The organism is Pseudarthrobacter kochi (assembly GCF_055412805.1).
Window position 1 is genome coordinate 56369 of the sequence record NZ_JBVAYV010000021.1, and the last position, 14905, is coordinate 71273.

Annotated in this window: 16 protein-coding genes; 11 read left to right on the top strand and 5 right to left on the bottom strand. The window is 68.3% G+C overall.

Going from position 1 to position 14905, the window contains the following annotated elements:
* The first annotated feature begins 178 nt into the window (after window positions 1-178).
* Window positions 179-1981 carry a DEAD/DEAH box helicase gene (locus ACZY0Y_RS11845; RefSeq protein WP_463880147.1) on the top strand — a complete coding sequence of 601 codons (1803 nt, stop codon included), beginning with the start codon at window positions 179-181 and terminating at the stop codon, window positions 1979-1981.
* 102 nt (window positions 1982-2083) lie between these two features.
* On the opposite strand, the gene ACZY0Y_RS11850 is transcribed toward ACZY0Y_RS11845, so the two are convergent.
* From ACZY0Y_RS11850 to ACZY0Y_RS11860, 3 genes are all read right to left on the bottom strand, one after another.
* A complete protein-coding gene (locus ACZY0Y_RS11850; RefSeq protein ID WP_463880149.1) occupies window positions 2084-2431 on the bottom strand; it encodes a hypothetical protein in 348 nt (115 codons plus the stop codon).
* Window positions 2432-2535: 104 nt separating this feature from the next.
* Window positions 2536-3231: an isochorismatase family protein gene (locus ACZY0Y_RS11855; RefSeq protein ID WP_463958161.1), complete on the bottom strand. Its 696-nt coding sequence runs from the start codon at window positions 3229-3231 to the stop codon at window positions 2536-2538.
* A complete protein-coding gene (locus ACZY0Y_RS11860; protein ID WP_463880154.1) occupies window positions 3231-4559 on the bottom strand; it encodes a nicotinate phosphoribosyltransferase in 1329 nt (442 codons plus the stop codon). The genes ACZY0Y_RS11855 and ACZY0Y_RS11860 overlap by 1 nt, the downstream gene beginning before the upstream one ends.
* Before the next feature lie 37 nt (window positions 4560-4596).
* On the opposite strand from ACZY0Y_RS11860, the gene clpS reads away from it, so the two are divergent.
* From clpS to rdgB, 7 genes are all read left to right on the top strand, one after another.
* Complete coding sequence (gene clpS, locus ACZY0Y_RS11865; RefSeq protein WP_463880156.1) at window positions 4597-4965, top strand: ATP-dependent Clp protease adapter ClpS; 369 nt, start codon at window positions 4597-4599, stop codon at window positions 4963-4965.
* Window positions 4958-5518 (top strand): DUF2017 domain-containing protein, encoded by a 561-nt coding sequence (locus ACZY0Y_RS11870; protein WP_463880159.1) that lies wholly within the window; start codon window positions 4958-4960, stop codon window positions 5516-5518. The genes clpS and ACZY0Y_RS11870 overlap by 8 nt, the downstream gene beginning before the upstream one ends.
* A 152-nt stretch (window positions 5519-5670) precedes the next feature.
* On the top strand, window positions 5671-6972 hold the full coding sequence (locus ACZY0Y_RS11875) for an FAD-dependent monooxygenase (RefSeq protein WP_463958170.1): 1302 nt from the start codon (window positions 5671-5673) through the stop codon (window positions 6970-6972).
* 165 nt (window positions 6973-7137) lie between these two features.
* Window positions 7138-8148 carry a glutamate racemase gene (gene murI, locus ACZY0Y_RS11880; protein WP_463958172.1) on the top strand — a complete coding sequence of 337 codons (1011 nt, stop codon included), beginning with the start codon at window positions 7138-7140 and terminating at the stop codon, window positions 8146-8148.
* Complete coding sequence (locus ACZY0Y_RS11885; RefSeq protein ID WP_463880161.1) at window positions 8145-8942, top strand: MBL fold metallo-hydrolase; 798 nt, start codon at window positions 8145-8147, stop codon at window positions 8940-8942. The genes murI and ACZY0Y_RS11885 overlap by 4 nt, the downstream gene beginning before the upstream one ends.
* A gap of 78 nt (window positions 8943-9020) precedes the next feature.
* Complete coding sequence (rph, locus tag ACZY0Y_RS11890; RefSeq protein WP_024367137.1) at window positions 9021-9779, top strand: ribonuclease PH; 759 nt, start codon at window positions 9021-9023, stop codon at window positions 9777-9779.
* A gap of 71 nt (window positions 9780-9850) precedes the next feature.
* Window positions 9851-10483: an RdgB/HAM1 family non-canonical purine NTP pyrophosphatase gene (rdgB, locus tag ACZY0Y_RS11895; protein WP_463880296.1), complete on the top strand. Its 633-nt coding sequence runs from the start codon at window positions 9851-9853 to the stop codon at window positions 10481-10483.
* A gap of 215 nt (window positions 10484-10698) precedes the next feature.
* Here rdgB and ACZY0Y_RS11900 read toward each other — a convergent pair whose 3' ends face one another.
* On the bottom strand, window positions 10699-11466 hold the full coding sequence (locus ACZY0Y_RS11900; protein WP_463958174.1) for a VTT domain-containing protein: 768 nt from the start codon (window positions 11464-11466) through the stop codon (window positions 10699-10701).
* Window positions 11467-11591: 125 nt separating this feature from the next.
* On the opposite strand from ACZY0Y_RS11900, the gene ACZY0Y_RS11905 reads away from it, so the two are divergent.
* Both ACZY0Y_RS11905 and ACZY0Y_RS11910 read left to right on the top strand, forming a co-directional pair.
* Window positions 11592-12611 (top strand): 3'-5' exonuclease, encoded by a 1020-nt coding sequence (locus ACZY0Y_RS11905; RefSeq protein WP_463880164.1) that lies wholly within the window; start codon window positions 11592-11594, stop codon window positions 12609-12611.
* An 81-nt stretch (window positions 12612-12692) separates the two neighbouring features.
* Complete coding sequence (locus ACZY0Y_RS11910; protein WP_463958163.1) at window positions 12693-13253, top strand: DUF4395 domain-containing protein; 561 nt, start codon at window positions 12693-12695, stop codon at window positions 13251-13253.
* A 40-nt stretch (window positions 13254-13293) separates the two neighbouring features.
* Here ACZY0Y_RS11910 and ACZY0Y_RS11915 read toward each other — a convergent pair whose 3' ends face one another.
* Entirely contained in the window at window positions 13294-14421 is a 1128-nt protein-coding gene (locus ACZY0Y_RS11915; RefSeq protein ID WP_463958165.1) for an ADP-ribosylglycohydrolase family protein, read from the bottom strand.
* Between the two features lie 71 nt (window positions 14422-14492).
* Between ACZY0Y_RS11915 and ACZY0Y_RS11920 the strand changes: the two genes are divergently transcribed.
* On the top strand, window positions 14493-14795 hold the full coding sequence (locus tag ACZY0Y_RS11920) for a YidH family protein (protein ID WP_463958167.1): 303 nt from the start codon (window positions 14493-14495) through the stop codon (window positions 14793-14795).
* The last annotated feature ends 110 nt before the right edge of the window (window positions 14796-14905 follow it).

The following is a 14905-nucleotide window of genomic DNA, read 5'->3' on the forward strand; positions in this document are numbered from 1 at the left end:
CGCGTGTCCCGCGCCAAGGCGCGCCGCCGTGCGCCGGGGCGCCCTGTCCTCCCGGGGAATGATGCCCGGTCCATGCAGGCCGGTGATTGCTTACGGTTCATCCGAAAAGATTGGTGTTTTTGTGCTTAATTGGGTTTCTCCGGCAGCGGCAGCAGTGCGCGGAATGGAGGGCACCTAAGTGACAGAGACACTCTTTGGCGGACCCGTGCTGCCCCCCGCGTATCCCGAGCGGGCGGCCTGGGGCACCGCGCCGAGGCTCCGTGCCTGGCAGCAAGAGGCCCTCGACAGCTACTTCGCCACCCATCCCAAGGACTTCCTTGCGGTTGCAACGCCCGGGGCCGGCAAGACCACCTTCGCGCTGCGGGTGGCATCGATGCTGATCGAGGCCAACGTCGTCAACCGCGTCACCATCGTGGCGCCCACAGACCACCTGAAACGGCAGTGGGCCGACGCCGCCGCAAGGGTGGGCATCGCCATCGACCCGAACTTCAAGAACGCCGACGGCCAGCACGGCCGCGGGTTCATCGGCGTCGCGGTCACCTACGCCCAGGTGGCGAGCAAGCCGATGCTGCACCGGGCCAAGACCGAGGCCGCACGCACGCTGGTGATCCTCGACGAGATCCACCACGGCGGGGAGGCGCTGTCCTGGGGCGACGGGCTCCGCGAAGCCTTCGAGCCCGCGGCACGCCGGCTCTCCCTCACGGGTACGCCGTTCCGTTCGGACACCTCGCCGATCCCCTTCGTGGAATACGCCGAGGACCGCGACGGCATCCGGCGTTCCAAAGCGGACTATACCTACGGCTACGGCAAGGCGCTGAGGGACCATGTGGTCCGGCCGGTGATGTTCATGGCCTATTCCGGCCAGATGCGCTGGCGCACGAGCGGTGGCGAGGAAATGGCGGCCTCCCTCGGCGAATCGGCAGTCACCAAGGACGTCACCTCCCAGGCCTGGCGGACCGCGTTGAACCCCGCGGGGGAATGGATCCCCGCGGTCCTGGCCGGGGCGGACAAGCGCCTCAGCGAGGTGCGCCGGACCGTTCCCGACGCCGGCGGGCTGGTCATCGCGACCGACCATGAGGACGCGCGCGCCTATGCCGGGCAGCTGAAGAGGATCACGGGGGAGTCGCCCACGGTCATTCTCTCCGACGATACCAAGGCCTCCAGCAAGATCGAGGAGTTCACCGCCAGCGGAAAACGCTGGATGGTGGCGGTGCGCATGGTTTCCGAAGGCGTGGACGTCCCGCGGCTTTCGGTCGGCGTGTACGCCACCTCGACTGCCACGCCGCTGTTCTTCGCCCAGGCCGTCGGGCGCTTCGTGCGCGCCCGGAAGCGCGGCGAGACGGCGTCGGTCTTCCTGCCCTCCGTGCCGCAGCTGATGGCGCTGGCGAACTCCATGGAGGCCGAGCGGGACCACGCCCTGGACCGCCCGGAGAAGGAGGACGGCGACGGCCTCTTCAACCCCGAAGACTCGCTGATGGATGAGGCGAACCGCGAGGAAAAGGCCTCTGATTCGCTGACGAAGGGCAAGTTTGAGGCCCTCGATTCCCAGGCCTCGTTTGACCGCGTGCTGTTCGACGGCGGCGAGTTCGGCACAGGCGGCGAGGTGGGCTCGGAGGACGAGCTCGACTTCCTCGGGATTCCCGGCCTGCTCGACGCCGACCAGGTCGGTACGCTGCTGCGCCAGCGCCAGCACGAGCAGCTCAACCGCAAGAACGCACGCGCCCCGCAGGGTGCGGCGCCCGCCGCTGCGGCACCTACTTCTGCCGTACCGGCTCTGCCGGACCACCGCATGCTGATGGACCTGCGCACCGAACTGGCCAAGAATGTCGCGGCCTGGTCCGCGCGCACGGGCACGCCGCACGGCGTCATCCACACCAAGCTCAGGACGGTCTGCGGCGGTCCGGCTGTGGCCCAGGCCAACGAGGAGCAGCTGCAGACCCGGTTGCGGAAACTCCAGGACTGGTTCATCGGCCGCAAATAGCGCGGGCCTGAAAATGCGCACAAAAAAGGACCGGGGTCACCCGGTCCCTTTTTTGCAGCTTTTTGCAGCTTTTCTCAGCTTCTTGCAGCCGCCGGCTGGCTGTTACTGGCCGCCGCCGGTGCAGAGCTGGCTGAGGGTCTGGCCTGCAGAGGTGTACGCGCCCTGCATTTCCTGGAGCTTTGCGGAGTCCGGGGTTTCCTTGGCCGACTCGTCCAGGAATTCGAGGATGGAGTTCAGGGGAGCCTTCATTTCCGCGGACGCGGTGGCCTCGATGGGACGGAGCCGGTTGGCGAGGCGAATCATCCCTGCCTTGTCCGCGTTGGACGTCGGTCCCGCGCCGACGGTCTGGACCCGCGCGCAGGACTCCTGGGTGGTGTCTTGCGGGGCCGAGCAGCCGGCGGCGCCGAGCAGGGCCCCGGCAGCGATCAGGACGGTGAGGGTCTTCTTCATGATGTACTCCGGGGTTCTTACGGTTCAGACGATAGTGGCAAGGATTTCGAGTCTACTTCGAGGGTGCGGTTTTCCCGTCAGCGGGCAGGGACCACGCAGCCGGCTCAGGCGATGTCGACCCCGCCGAGTTCCATCTCCGCGATGGCGTCGTCAAGATCCTCGGCAACCCCCACGGTCAGATCCCGCAGCACCGTCACGGAGTACCCAGCCTGGACCCCGTCCAGGGCGGTCGCCTTCACGCAGTGGTCGGTGGCGATTCCGACCACCACGATGTCCTCGACGTCATGGCTCTGCAGCCAGTCGTCAAGCCCGATCGCGTCCTCGCCCGTGGCGAAGTCACCGCCGTCGAGGGCTTCGGTAGTGCCGTCGGCGCTGCCGCTTCTGCCGCTGCTGCCGGGAGCACCTCCGGACACGGGCATGGCTCCGGGCTTGCGGTCACCGGTGGGCACGGCGTCGTCCGGTGCCAGCAGCCCCTCAAAGCCCGAGTAGGCGGCGGTGAACTGGCCCTTGCGGAAGTAGGCCTGGATGTATTCCGTGTCGAGGTCCGGATGGAGTTCGGCCCCGCGGGTTCCGGCCACGCAGTGCCTGGGCCAGCTGTCGACGTAGTCCGGGTCGTCCGAGAAATGCGCGCCTGGATCGACATGCCAGTCCTGGGTCGCCACGACGTGGTCAAACTGTCCGTGGTGGGCGTCAACGTACTCGCTGATCGCGCCGGCAAGTTCCGCCCCGCCTTTGACGGCCACGGAGCCCCCTTCGCAGAAATCGTTCTGGACGTCGACGATGATCAGGGCGCGGGACATCAGTTCTCCTCGTAGATGGTGGGGATGGCCGCTTCGCCGCGCTGCAGCCGGTTGACGACGGCGGGAAGCTCCTTCATGGTGTCCGCGTGGCGCTGGCGTGCACGGAGCACACCCTCCGCGCCGGTCCAGCCGGGCAGGAGCTCGCCGTTCTTGATGAACTGCTGCAGCAGGGGACGGTCATTGCCGTCGTCGTCCGGGCGGTGGCCGACCCCGATGATCTCCTGGGTGGCCGTGCCGCGCTCGTTGAGCTTGCGCAGGGCGTACTTGCGGCCTCCCTTGCTGGCCTTGTTCTTGGCGGCCTTTGCGACAGGGACGAAGTCGCCGGCGTCGTCCGTGCGGCTGACCAGCTTGTAGACCATGCTGGCCGTCGGGGCGCCGGAACCGGTCACGAGGGACGTGCCGACACCGTAGGAGTCCACCGGGGCGGACTGCAGGGCGGCGATGGCAAACTCGTCCAGGTCGGAGGTGACGATGATGCGGGTGCGCTCATTGCCCAGACCGTCCAGGAGCTGACGCACCCATTGCGCCTGCGCCACGAGGTCGCCGGAGTCCAGCCGCACCGCACCGAGTTTGTCGCCGGCCAGTTCGACGGCGGTGCGCACCGCTGACTCGACGTCGTAGGTGTCCACAAGCAGTGCGGTGCCGGCGCCCATCGAGGCGATCTGCGCCTCAAAGGCCTCGCGCTCGCTGTCATGCAGGAGGGTGAAGGAATGCGCGGCGGTGCCCACGGTCTTGAGCCCGTAGCGCAGGCCTGCCTCCAGGTTCGAGGTGCTGTCGAAACCGGCGATGATGGCGGCGCGGGCAGCGGAGACGGCGGATTCCTCCTGGGTGCGGCGCGAGCCCATCTCCACGCAGGGGCGGCTGCCGGCCGCGGTGATCATGCGGGAGGCCGCTGAGGCGATCGCGCTGTCATGGTTGAGGATCGAGAGGATGTAGGTCTCGAGGATGCAGGCCTCGGCGAAGGTGGATTCGACGATGAGGATCGGGGAGTTGGGGAAGTAGGCTTCACCCTCGGCGTAGCCCCAGACATCACCGGAGAAGGAGAACCCGGCCAGGTAGTCCAGGGTCTCCTCGTTGACCACCTTGGTGCGGCGGAGGAAGTCGATCTCGGCGTCGCCGAAGCGGAAGTCGGCAATGCCCTCCAGCAACCGGCCGGTGCCGCCCACAATGCCGTAGCGGCGCCCGTCCGGCAGGCGCCGCGCGAAGGCCTCGAACACTGACTTGCGGTGGGCGGCGCCGGAATGCAGCGCGGCCTGCAGCATGGTCAGTTCGTAATGGTCGGTGTACAGGGACGTGCGGGGACGGTCCCAGCCAGCTGATGAACTCACAAATTCACTCTAGTGCGCATCCCCATAGAATGGACAGATGACCCTCAGCGTTGCGCTCGGCCCTGACACCCAGGAGAGCACCCAGACCGGAACAGTGACATCAACCGATGTCCTGACCGCCCCGGACGTCCCCTGGAACCTCGTGATCTGGAACGATCCCGTGAACCTGATGAGCTATGTGAGCTACGTGTTCCGCAGCTACTTCGGCTATTCCGAGGCCAAAGCAAACAAGCTCATGCTCGAAGTCCACAAGAAGGGCCGCTCCATCGTGGCGCACGGCAGCAAGGAGCAGGTGGAGCAGCACGCGGTCGCGATGCACGGCTACGGTCTCTGGGCCACCGTGGAAAAGGCCACCGGCGGCTCCGGCGGCGCCGGATCAGGCAAGGGCAAAGGAAAACGTGGCTAAGGCATTCAAATACGGCGTCAAAGGCATCACCGGCTACCTGGAACCGGCCGAACGGGAACTGCTGCGCAGCCTCTTCGACGACGTCGTGTCCATGCTGGAGCCGGAGGAACGCGCCAACCAGGACCCCCTGGCCGCGCTCGTCGGACTCGACACCGAGGCCCGCGAGCCCTCGGACCGCGCCCTGCGCCGGCTGCTCCCGAACGTCTCGAAAACCGACGACGCCGCCTCGCTGGAGTTCCGCCGCTACACCGAGCGGTCGCTGCGCGAGAGCAAGATCGGAGCGTTAAAGGCCGCGTCCCTGGGGCTGGACAAGGACGAACTGGTCCTGAGCCCCGCCGACGCACGGCACTGGTCCACGGCGCTCAACGATGTCCGGCTGGTGCTGGCCGAACGCCTCGACATCCGGGACGACGAGGACGCCGGGCACGTGCACCTTATGCAGGACTGGTCCCAGGCCGAGGACGTCGAAAGCTATCTGGCCCTGGTCTACAACTTCACCACCTGGCTGCAGGAATCCCTGGTCCAGGCGATGCTGCAGTCGCTGGAGACGTAGAGCGGGAGCGTCAGACCTCCCTGCCCCTACTACCTCCAATTTATCGCGCGCCGGGGGGGGGGCTTGCGGCAAGACCCCTCTCATGCCTCAAACTGGCTCGGACGTGCCCGGACGGCTCGCGTGCGGGCGGGTTCCACCCGCGGGCGATCGAGATCCTCGACCAGCGCGGGATTGCCAACCGGTTCCTCGCCGAAGGCAAGCCCGTTCAGGCGGCGTTTTTCGGGACAACGATGCTGGACGTGAGCGACTTTCCGACCCGGCACCCCTACACGCTTGCACTGTGGCAGAACCATATTGAGCGGATCCTGGCCGGCTGGATCGAGGAGCTGGGTGTGCCGGTCCATCGGGGGCTCGCGGTGGCAGGCCTCGGCCAGGACGACGGCGGAGTCGACGTGCATCTGGCCGGCGGCGGACCGCTGCGCGCCCTCTATCTGGTGGGCGCCGACGGTGGGCGAAGTGCCGTCCGCAAGGCAGCCGGCATCGGGTTCCCCGGCTGGGACGCGACCAGGAGCAGCCTGATCGCCGAAGTGGAGGTGACCGAGGAGCCGCCGGCGGGTGCCCGCATCGATGAGGTGGGGATCCACGGGCTGCACCTGATGGAGGACGGGCGAACGACGCGGGTGGTCGTGACCGAGAAGCGACTCGGGCCGGCTGCCGAGCCCACACTTGCTGACCTCAGCAAGGCGCTGACCGACGTCTATGACACCGACTTTGGGGTCCACGCCCCAACCTGGATCTCGCGGTTCACCGACGCCACGCGGCAGGCCGCGGAGTACCGCAGCGGCCGTGTGCTGCTGGCGGGGGACGCCGCGCACATTCATTCTCCTTCGGGCGGACAGGGGATTGGCCTCGGCATCCAGGACGCCGTGAACCTCGGCTGGAAGCTCGCCCAGGTGGTCAAGGGGACTGCGCCGGACAGCCTCTTGGACACTTATCATGCCGAAAGGCACCCTGCCGCGGCGCGGGCGCTGCAATACACGATGGCTCAGTCGGTCACGCAGAGGGCCGACCCGTGCATCGGCGCGTTGGCCGGCACGGTGGCCGGCCTGCTGACGATCGACGAGGCCAGGAAGCGGCTGGGCGGCCTCATTTCCGGCTTGGACGTCCGCTACGACCTCGGTGAGGGGCACCCGCTGCTCGGGCGCCGCATGCCCGATCTCGACGTCGTCGCCACCGACGGCCCGCACCGGGTGTTCACCCTGCTGCACGATGCGCGTCCGGTGCTGCTCAACCTCGGCGCGCCGGGCAGCGTCGACCCGGGTCCGTGGGCGGAGCGGGTGCAGTTGCTGGACGCCAGGTACGACGGCGCGTGGGAGCTCCCGGTGATCGGTTCGGTCAGCGCTCCCGGGGCCGTGTTGATCCGGCCCGACGGGCATGTGGCGTGGACGGGAGCCGGGACCCCATCGGGGCTGGAAGACGCGCTGGCCCGCTGGTTCGGGCCAGCGGGGCAGTAGAACCGCAGCGGTGCAGCTGCCGGGAGGCGACGTGAATCTCAGGGCCAGGTGGCAGGGAATGCCTGGCGGCGTGTGACAAATTAGACATGAGTCGGACGACACAATGTGATGGCCGCGCCCTTGGCTAAGCCCTATCCTCGAATAATCATGACTTCAGCATCGAGCATGGATCCGGCAGCGCGAGCTGCTGCGGACTCCCCAGCCAGCAACAGCGTCACCAGCCAGGCCGCCAGCCTGATGGGATCGCGGCCCATTGGTGTCTTTGATTCGGGCGTCGGGGGACTCACCGTGGCCAGGTCCGTCATCGACCAGCTGCCCAACGAATCCATCCTCTACGTCGGCGACACCGCCAACGGCCCTTACGGTCCGCTCCCCATCGCCGAGGTCCGTGCCAACGCCCTGGGCGTGATGGACGAGCTGGTGGATTCCGGCGTGAAGCTGCTGACCATCGCGTGCAACTCGGCATCCGCTGCCGTGCTCCGCGACGCCCGCGAACGCTACACCGCCCGCTACGGGATCCCCGTCATCGAAGTGATCCAGCCGGCCGTCCGCCGCGCCGTCGCCGCCACCCGCAGCGGCCGCGTCGGTGTCATCGGCACGTCGGCCACCATCGGGTCCCGTGCCTACGAGGACACCTTCGCCGCCGCCCCGGACCTGCAGATCACCTCCGCGGCCTGCCCCGCGTTCGTGCCGTACGTCGAAGCCGGAATCACCACGGGTCCGGAGCTGCTCGCCGTCGCCCGCGACTACCTGGCGCCGCTCATAGCCGCCGGCGTGGACACTGTGGTGCTCGGTTGCACCCACTACCCGTTGCTCACCGGCGTCATCTCGTTCGTCCTGGGGGAGGATGTCACCCTGGTCTCCAGCGCCGAGGAAACGGCCAAGGACGTCTACCGGGCCCTGGCGTCCCGCGGACTGGAGCGCACGGACACCGCGGCTCCGGAACACAACTTCATTGCCACGGGGGACGCCGCGCAGTTTGAGCACCTGGCCCGCCGTTTCCTCGGACCCGAGGTACTCAGCGTCCGCCACGTGGACCACGTCGCGGCCCAGTACCCCACGGGCAGCCTGGCCAGGATCACGCCGGAAATGATCGCCGCCGCGCAAGCCGGCGCGGACCGTCCCCGGATCTCCAACTTCGTGGGCGGACCCGCGGGCGGGGGAACACTGCTGTGAAGCTGACCATCGTGGGCTGTACCGGATCCTTTCCGGGGCCCGGCTCGCCGGCGTCGTGCTATTTGCTGACTGCCAGCGACGGCGAACGGAACTGGAAGATCGTCCTGGACCTCGGCAGCGGCGCGCTCGGTGCCATCCAGCGCTACACGGATCTTGAGGACATCGACGGCATCTTCCTCACCCACCTGCACCCGGACCACTGCATGGACCTCTGCGGACTCCACGTCGCGGTGCGGTGGAAGCCGGGCGGCTGGGGACCCGGCAGGATTCCGGTGTGGGGGCCGGCCGCCACCGCCGACCGGATGGCGACGGCCTACGGCCTGGAACTGGACCCCGGGATGCACGAGGAATTCGACTTCAGCAACTGGTCCGAGCGCAAGCCGGTGACCATGGGCCCGTTCACGGTCACCCCCTACGCTGTCAACCACCCGGTCGAGGAGGCCTACGCTCTCCGCGTCGAGGTCACCGAACCGGACAAGGACGGCAACACCGTCACCCGCGTGCTCAGCTATTCCGGCGACACCGACTCCTGCAGCGGGCTGGAGGACGCGGCCCGCGACGCCGACCTGTTCCTCTGCGAGGCGGCCTTCGAGGAAGGCCGCGACGACGGCATCAAGGACGTGCACCTGACCGGCAAGCGCGCCGGGGAAGCCGCCGTCGCCGCCGGCGCCCGGCGGCTGCTGCTGACCCACATACCGGTCTGGACATCCCCGACGACCGTCATGGCCGAAGCCAAGGAAGTCTTCGGACAGCACGTGGCCGTGGCCGTGGCGGGCGTGCACTACACGATTTGAGCGGAAGCTTTCAGTCCGGATGGGCACGGATAGGCAGGCGTGCCCGGCTGGGCCGGTGCGGGTCGATAAGCTAATGGCATGACTTCCGAAGCCCTTACTGCCCCCGTTATCCGCGCCGACGGCCGCACCCCCGATCAGCTCCGACCGATCAGCATCACCCGCGGCTGGTCCAAGCAGGCCGAGGGATCGGCCCTGATCGAGTTCGGCAACACCCGGGTGCTGTGCACGGCCTCGCTCACCGAGGGCGTCCCGCGCTGGCTCAAGGGCGAAGGCCGCGGCTGGGTCACGGCCGAATACGCCATGCTGCCGCGCGCCACCAACACCCGCTCCGACCGTGAATCGGTCAAGGGCAAGATCGGCGGCCGCACGCACGAGATCTCCCGGCTGATCGGCCGGTCCCTGCGTTCCATCATCGACACCAAGGCCCTGGGCGAGATCACCATCGTGCTGGACTGCGATGTCCTGCAGGCCGACGGCGGCACCCGCACCGCCGCCATCACAGGCGCCTACGTGGCGCTTGCCGAGGCCATCCGCTTCGCCCGCGAGAACAAAATGATCGCCCGCAATGCCCAGCCCCTCATCGACACGATCGCCGCCGTCTCCGTCGGCATCATTGACGGCATCCCGATGCTGGACCTGCCCTACGTCGAGGACGTCCGGGCCGAGACCGACATGAACGTTGTCGTCACCGGTTCCGGCAAGTTCGTCGAAGTCCAGGGCACCGCCGAGGGCGCCCCCTTCGACCGGGATGAGCTCAACAAGCTGCTCGACCTGGCCCTGATGGGCACCGAGCAGCTCGCCGCCATCCAGCGCGACACCCTGGCGGAAGCCCCGTGACAGCGGGTCCGGCACAGCCGGGCACCGCAGATCACAGCCCCGCAGATCACAGCGCAGCAGGCCACAGCGCCGTGCCGGTACTGGTGCTTGCCACGCACAACCAGGGCAAGCTCCGGGAACTTCGGGAACTGCTGCGCGGGCAGGTGCCGGGCCTCGACGTCGACACCCAGGTGGTGGACGCGGGGGCCGTCGGTGCACCCGACGTCGCCGAGACCGGTGTGACCTTTGCCGAGAACTCGCTGCTCAAGGCACGCGCGGTGGCGCAGGCGACCGGACTCGTGGCGATCGCCGACGACTCCGGCCTCGCCGTCGACGTGCTCGGCGGGGCTCCCGGGATCTTCTCGGCCCGCTGGGCCGGCCGCCACGGGGACGACGCCGCCAACCTGCGGCTGCTGCTTGACCAGCTGGCCGACGTTCCCGACGAGTACCGCGGTGCCGCGTTCGTCTGCGCCGCGGCACTGGCCGTCCCCGGGGCCGGCGCAGGGGAGGGCCGGGAAGTTGTGGAGTACGGGCAGCTCGAGGGGACGCTCCTGCGCGAACCCCGAGGGGCCGGTGGCTTCGGCTACGACCCGGTACTGCAGCCCAGCGGTCTGGACCGCAGCTGCGCCGAGCTGAGCCCGGCGGAGAAGAACGCCATCAGCCACCGCGGCCACGCTTTCCGGGCGTTGCTTCCGGCCATCGTGGAGGCCTTGTCCGGGAGGTAGCCCGGCGCCGTTCGCCGTCCGGGGCGCCTTTGGGCACGATTCCGGCCCCTGGGTCCGTTATCCTCGGCGTGTCCGTGTCGAAGTGCCCCCGGACCGCTTCCGACGGGCGAAACCTTTGCCCCATAAACGCTAAGAAGGATGGCGCCCATCACTGTGGGGCGCCATCGCGCTGTTTGTACGGGCTGCCTGTCCGGACTCTTTGTCCGGAACGGGCGTTACGGCGTCTTGCGTTCCTCTTCGGGCTCGTGCTCCTCGATGAACTCCTCGACGACGTCCGTGCCGTACTTCTCGGCCTGGTGCTTGGCGATGAAGCCGCGGACAACCTCAATGGCGATCGGGACCACTGACACCAGGACGATCGCGATGAAGATGATGTCCAGGTTTTCGCGGACCCACGGGAAGGTGTCGCCCAGCAGGTAGCCCAGGAGCGTCACACCGCCGCCCCACAGCACGGCGCCGATCACGTTGAACACGAAGAACTTGCGCTTGCTCATTTGGGCCACGCCCACGATCACCGGGACAAAGGTCCGGATGATCGGCACGAAACGGGCCAGAATCAGGGCCTTGCCGCCGTGCTTCTCGAAGAACGCGTGGGCGCTCTCGACGTTTTCGCGCTTGAAGAGCTTCGAATTCGGCTTGTTGAAGATGGCGGGGCCGGCTTTGGAGCCGATCAGGTAGCCCACCTGGTTCCCGATGATCGCTGCGACGATGATCATCACCACGAACGCCCAGATGTTGACCTTGATGGTCCCGGTGGCCACGAGGAGTCCGGCTGTGAACAGCATCGAGTCGCCCGGCAGGAAGAAGCCGATCAGCAGGCCCGTCTCGGCGAAGATGATGCCGCAGACCAAAAGAATGACCCACGGCGCGAGGGCGGGGTCGGCCAGGAAGACCTGGGGGTTCAGCCAGTCGGGCAGGAACGAGGCGAGGTGCGGCTGCACCGGGCCTGCGCCGCCGATCGTGGACACGGCGAAGTCATTCAAAGCTAAAAGGTTCACCTGTCAAGGGTACTTGACGGCCGCCGTCGGGCGCTGACGGCGGGCGGCGCGGGATCGGCACTGGCGCCGCCGGTGCGGGCCCGGCCGGAATCCGGCGCTAAAGTTGGAGCGTGGGTTTGGACTTTACGGCGATCGACTTTGAGACCGCGAATGGCTTCCGGGGTTCACCGTGCGCTGTTGGCCTGAGCAAGGTGCGCGGCGGCGTTGTGGTCGAGGAAGCCTCGTGGCTGATGCGGCCGCCGGAAAACCATGACCGCTTCGACCACCACAACGTCCGGATCCACGGCATCCGGCCTGAGCAGGTGGCCGGGTTGCCGCGCTTCGGTGAGCTGTTCCCGGAGATCGGCGCCTTCATCGGCGGTGATATCCTCGCTGCCCACAATGCCGCCTTCGACCTCGGCGTGATCCGCTCCGGCCTGGAGGTTTCCGGCCTGCCGGGGCCGGCCTATGACTACGTTTGCACCGTGATGCTCTCGCGCCGCTGCTACTCCCTCGTCTCCAATTCCCTGCCGTACGCGGCCGAGGAAGCCGGTGTCCCGCTGGTCAACCACCACGACGCCGCCGAGGACGCGCGGGCGTGCGCCGGGATCCTGATTGACATTGCCGCGCGCAACGGCGCCGGCAGCATCGCGGAACTGTACCTGTCGCTGGGCCTGACGGTGTCCCGCCAGCAAGCGTTCGACCCGCTGAGTGATCCGCTCTCCAAAGCCAGCCAGTCAGCCCTCGACGCACTGGCCGGGGGAGCGGCAGCAGCGGCCCCCGTCCGGGCCTACCAGCCCGGCTGGCCGGAAGAAGGCGCCAACCCGCCGCCGAACGCCTTCGCCGAGCCCGGCCACCCGTTGTTCGGCCAGACCGTGGTGTTTACCGGCGAGCTCGCCATCCCCCGTCCCGAGGCGAAGGTCCGTTCCGCCGAACTCGGCGCCAGGCCCGAGAGCCGGGTCACGGCCCGCACCACCGTCCTGGTGGTGGGGGACGGGTTCGTGGCCGCCGACCTGCGCTCCGGCCGGCTCACCGGCAAGGCCCGGCGGGTGCTGGAGCTGCACGAGCGGGGCCAGCGGATTGAGGTCCTCTCCGAAGGTGAATTCCTGCAGATGGTGGGCGGCCACGTGGCCTCCGCCGCCATTGCCTGATCCCCGCCGGTCCCGGGGCTCCGCGGTCATGCTGCGCAACAAACATTTCGCCCGGGGCGGGCCTGCTCCTAGCCTTGAACGATGAGCAAACTGACCTCGGCACGTCCCGCGCCTCCGGCACCTGCAACCGCATTTTCATCTGCGCGCAGGGGCGGAATCGACTGGCGCGCGGTCTTCGCGTTTCCCAACCCGGTCAACGAGTACGCGGCCCGGGTCACGGCCGCACTTGTGGTGCTGCTGTCCGTGGTGACGCTGCTGACCGGCTTCGGCTGGGGCCTGGCCCTCATTGCCGCGGGGTTCTGGCTGCGCGTCCTGTTCGGCCCGCGGATTTCGCCGCTCGCCCAGCTGTCCGTCAAGGTCCTGACGCCGCGGCTGGGAAAGACCCGGCTGGTTCCGGGCCCGCCGAAGCGCTTCGCCCAGGGCATCGGTGCGGCCATGTCCACCGCCGCGGCCGTCCTGCTGGCCGCGGGGCTGGCACCGGCGGCGTGGATCCTGCTGACGGTCCTGATTGTGGCCGCGTCCCTGGAGGCGTTCGCCGGCTTCTGCCTGGGCTGCGCCATCTTCGGCTCCCTGCAGCGCCGCGGCCTGATCCCCGAGGACGTATGCGAGGCCTGCAACAACATTTCGCTCCGCCGGTCCTGAGGGCCGGACTGGAGCGCCGCGGGGTTGGACCGGCGCCGGTTCAGGCGCCGGTGACGGCCGCCAGGCGGGACGCCATGCCCCGGATGACTTCCGGGGCCTCAAGCCGTTCGAGCCACTGCGCCGGAAGGCAGTCCTCGCCGTAGAACGTGCCCAGGATGTTGCCGGCAATCGACGCCGTGGAGTCGCTGTCCCCGCTGTGGTTAACCGCGACGGCGATTGCCGCGCGGAAGTGCTCCTCCGGGTGCCCTCCGGCAGCCGACGGATCCGGTTCCGTGGCGAGCACCGCGTAAAGCGCGACGGCGAGTGCCTCCTCGGCCACCCATCCTTCGCCGAGTTCGCGAACCAGGTCCTCCGGGTCCAGCAGCGCGCCGGCGGCACCAAGCCGGAGTGCTGCTTCCAGCCGGGAGATGAGGTCCGGATCAACTCTTTCGTCCCTGCGCAACTGGACGGTGTCCAGGTGTCCGAGAGCGTATTCCGCGGCCGGCCGCAGCCCGTGCCCGGCGAGCAGGGCGTGGATGACGAGACTGAAAATGCCGGCACTCTGCCTCGCGGCGGGGTGCCCGTGGGTCAACGAGGCGGCGTCGGCGCTGAGCTTGTAGACGTCGGCGGGGGCGATGTAGGGGATCAAGCCAAAGGGGGCCGAGCGCATCACCGTGCCGCAGCCCTTGGAGTCCGGGTTGACCGGCCGGAAAAACGTCCCCATCTCTCCGGTGGCCAGTCCGCTCAGGCAGGCATTGCCCGGGGCGCGGCGATGCTTGAGGACGGAATGGGAATCGATCCACCGGGGCGGCTGGAACGGGGCCGCCTCCGGAACCGGCACGCCCTGGGTGGCCAGCCAGCGCAGGTACGCGAGCCACAGGCACGCGTTGGTGTCCGCGGCCACGCCCGAATTGGCCCACTCCAGCGCCTCCAGCAGCCCGTCCACGGTGTACAGCGTGAGCTGCGTGTCGTCGGAAAAGTGGCTGCCGCCGTCGAGCGCTGCGAACTCCCGCAGCCCGTCCGGACCGAACTTCGCACGGATGGTAGAGATGTCGTCGAATTCGACGGCGTACCCCAGCGAATCACCCAGGGCGCCGCCCAGCAGGCACCCGTGAATCCGCGAGGCGTGCGATGGTGCCGGTGCCGGTGCCGGTGCCGGTTCGGGGGTGATGGCGTGCTCGTTGCTCATGACTAAGAATTTTACCCCGGCCCCACGTCGGAGCTGGTGCCACAGGTCAACACCGGGACAGCAGGCGACCAATGCGTGAACCAGCATGGCGGAAGACCGGATCCACCCCTGACTACCGGTTCTCGCTCGCCAATGAAACAACGTTTCTGGCCTGGATCAGGACATCGCTGGCCCTGATCGTGGGGGCGCTTGGCATCGACGAACTGTTCCCCGACATCGCTCCCGCTCCGCTGCGGATCTCCCTATGCGTTGCGCCGGCGCTCCTCCTACACGCCGCCGGCCTCCCCCATGCGCTGGGCCGCCGCCGGGGTCACCGTGCTGGGAGCACCGTGCTGGGAGCCAGTGCCGTCGCCGCGATTGCGCTGGGACGCTAAGCCTCGATCCACCGGTTGTGTTTGATGGGGCGGGGTCGTTCTGATCTAGGTCTGGGTTCGGTCGGTGGGCATGACGGGGTTCCCGGCCTTGCTGCCGGTGGTGTTCCGTG

Bases quoted from the DNA above. Each gene is read 5' to 3' on its own strand.
- ACZY0Y_RS11850 (WP_463880149.1), bottom strand. From the start codon at position 2,431: ATGAAGAAGACCCTCACCGTCCTGATCGCTGCCGGGGCCCTGCTCGGC.
- ACZY0Y_RS11855 (WP_463958161.1), bottom strand. From the start codon at position 3,231: ATGTCCCGCGCCCTGATCATCGTCGACGTCCAGAACGATTTCTGCGAA.
- clpS (WP_463880156.1), top strand. From the start codon at position 4,597: ATGACCCTCAGCGTTGCGCTCGGCCCTGACACCCAGGAGAGCACCCAG.
- ACZY0Y_RS11910 (WP_463958163.1), top strand. From the start codon at position 12,693: ATGAGCAAACTGACCTCGGCACGTCCCGCGCCTCCGGCACCTGCAACC.
- rph (WP_024367137.1), top strand. From the start codon at position 9,021: ATGACTTCCGAAGCCCTTACTGCCCCCGTTATCCGCGCCGACGGCCGC.
- murI (WP_463958172.1), top strand. From the start codon at position 7,138: ATGGATCCGGCAGCGCGAGCTGCTGCGGACTCCCCAGCCAGCAACAGC.
- ACZY0Y_RS11915 (WP_463958165.1), bottom strand. From the start codon at position 14,421: ATGAGCAACGAGCACGCCATCACCCCCGAACCGGCACCGGCACCGGCA.
- ACZY0Y_RS11920 (WP_463958167.1), top strand. From the start codon at position 14,493: ATGCGTGAACCAGCATGGCGGAAGACCGGATCCACCCCTGACTACCGG.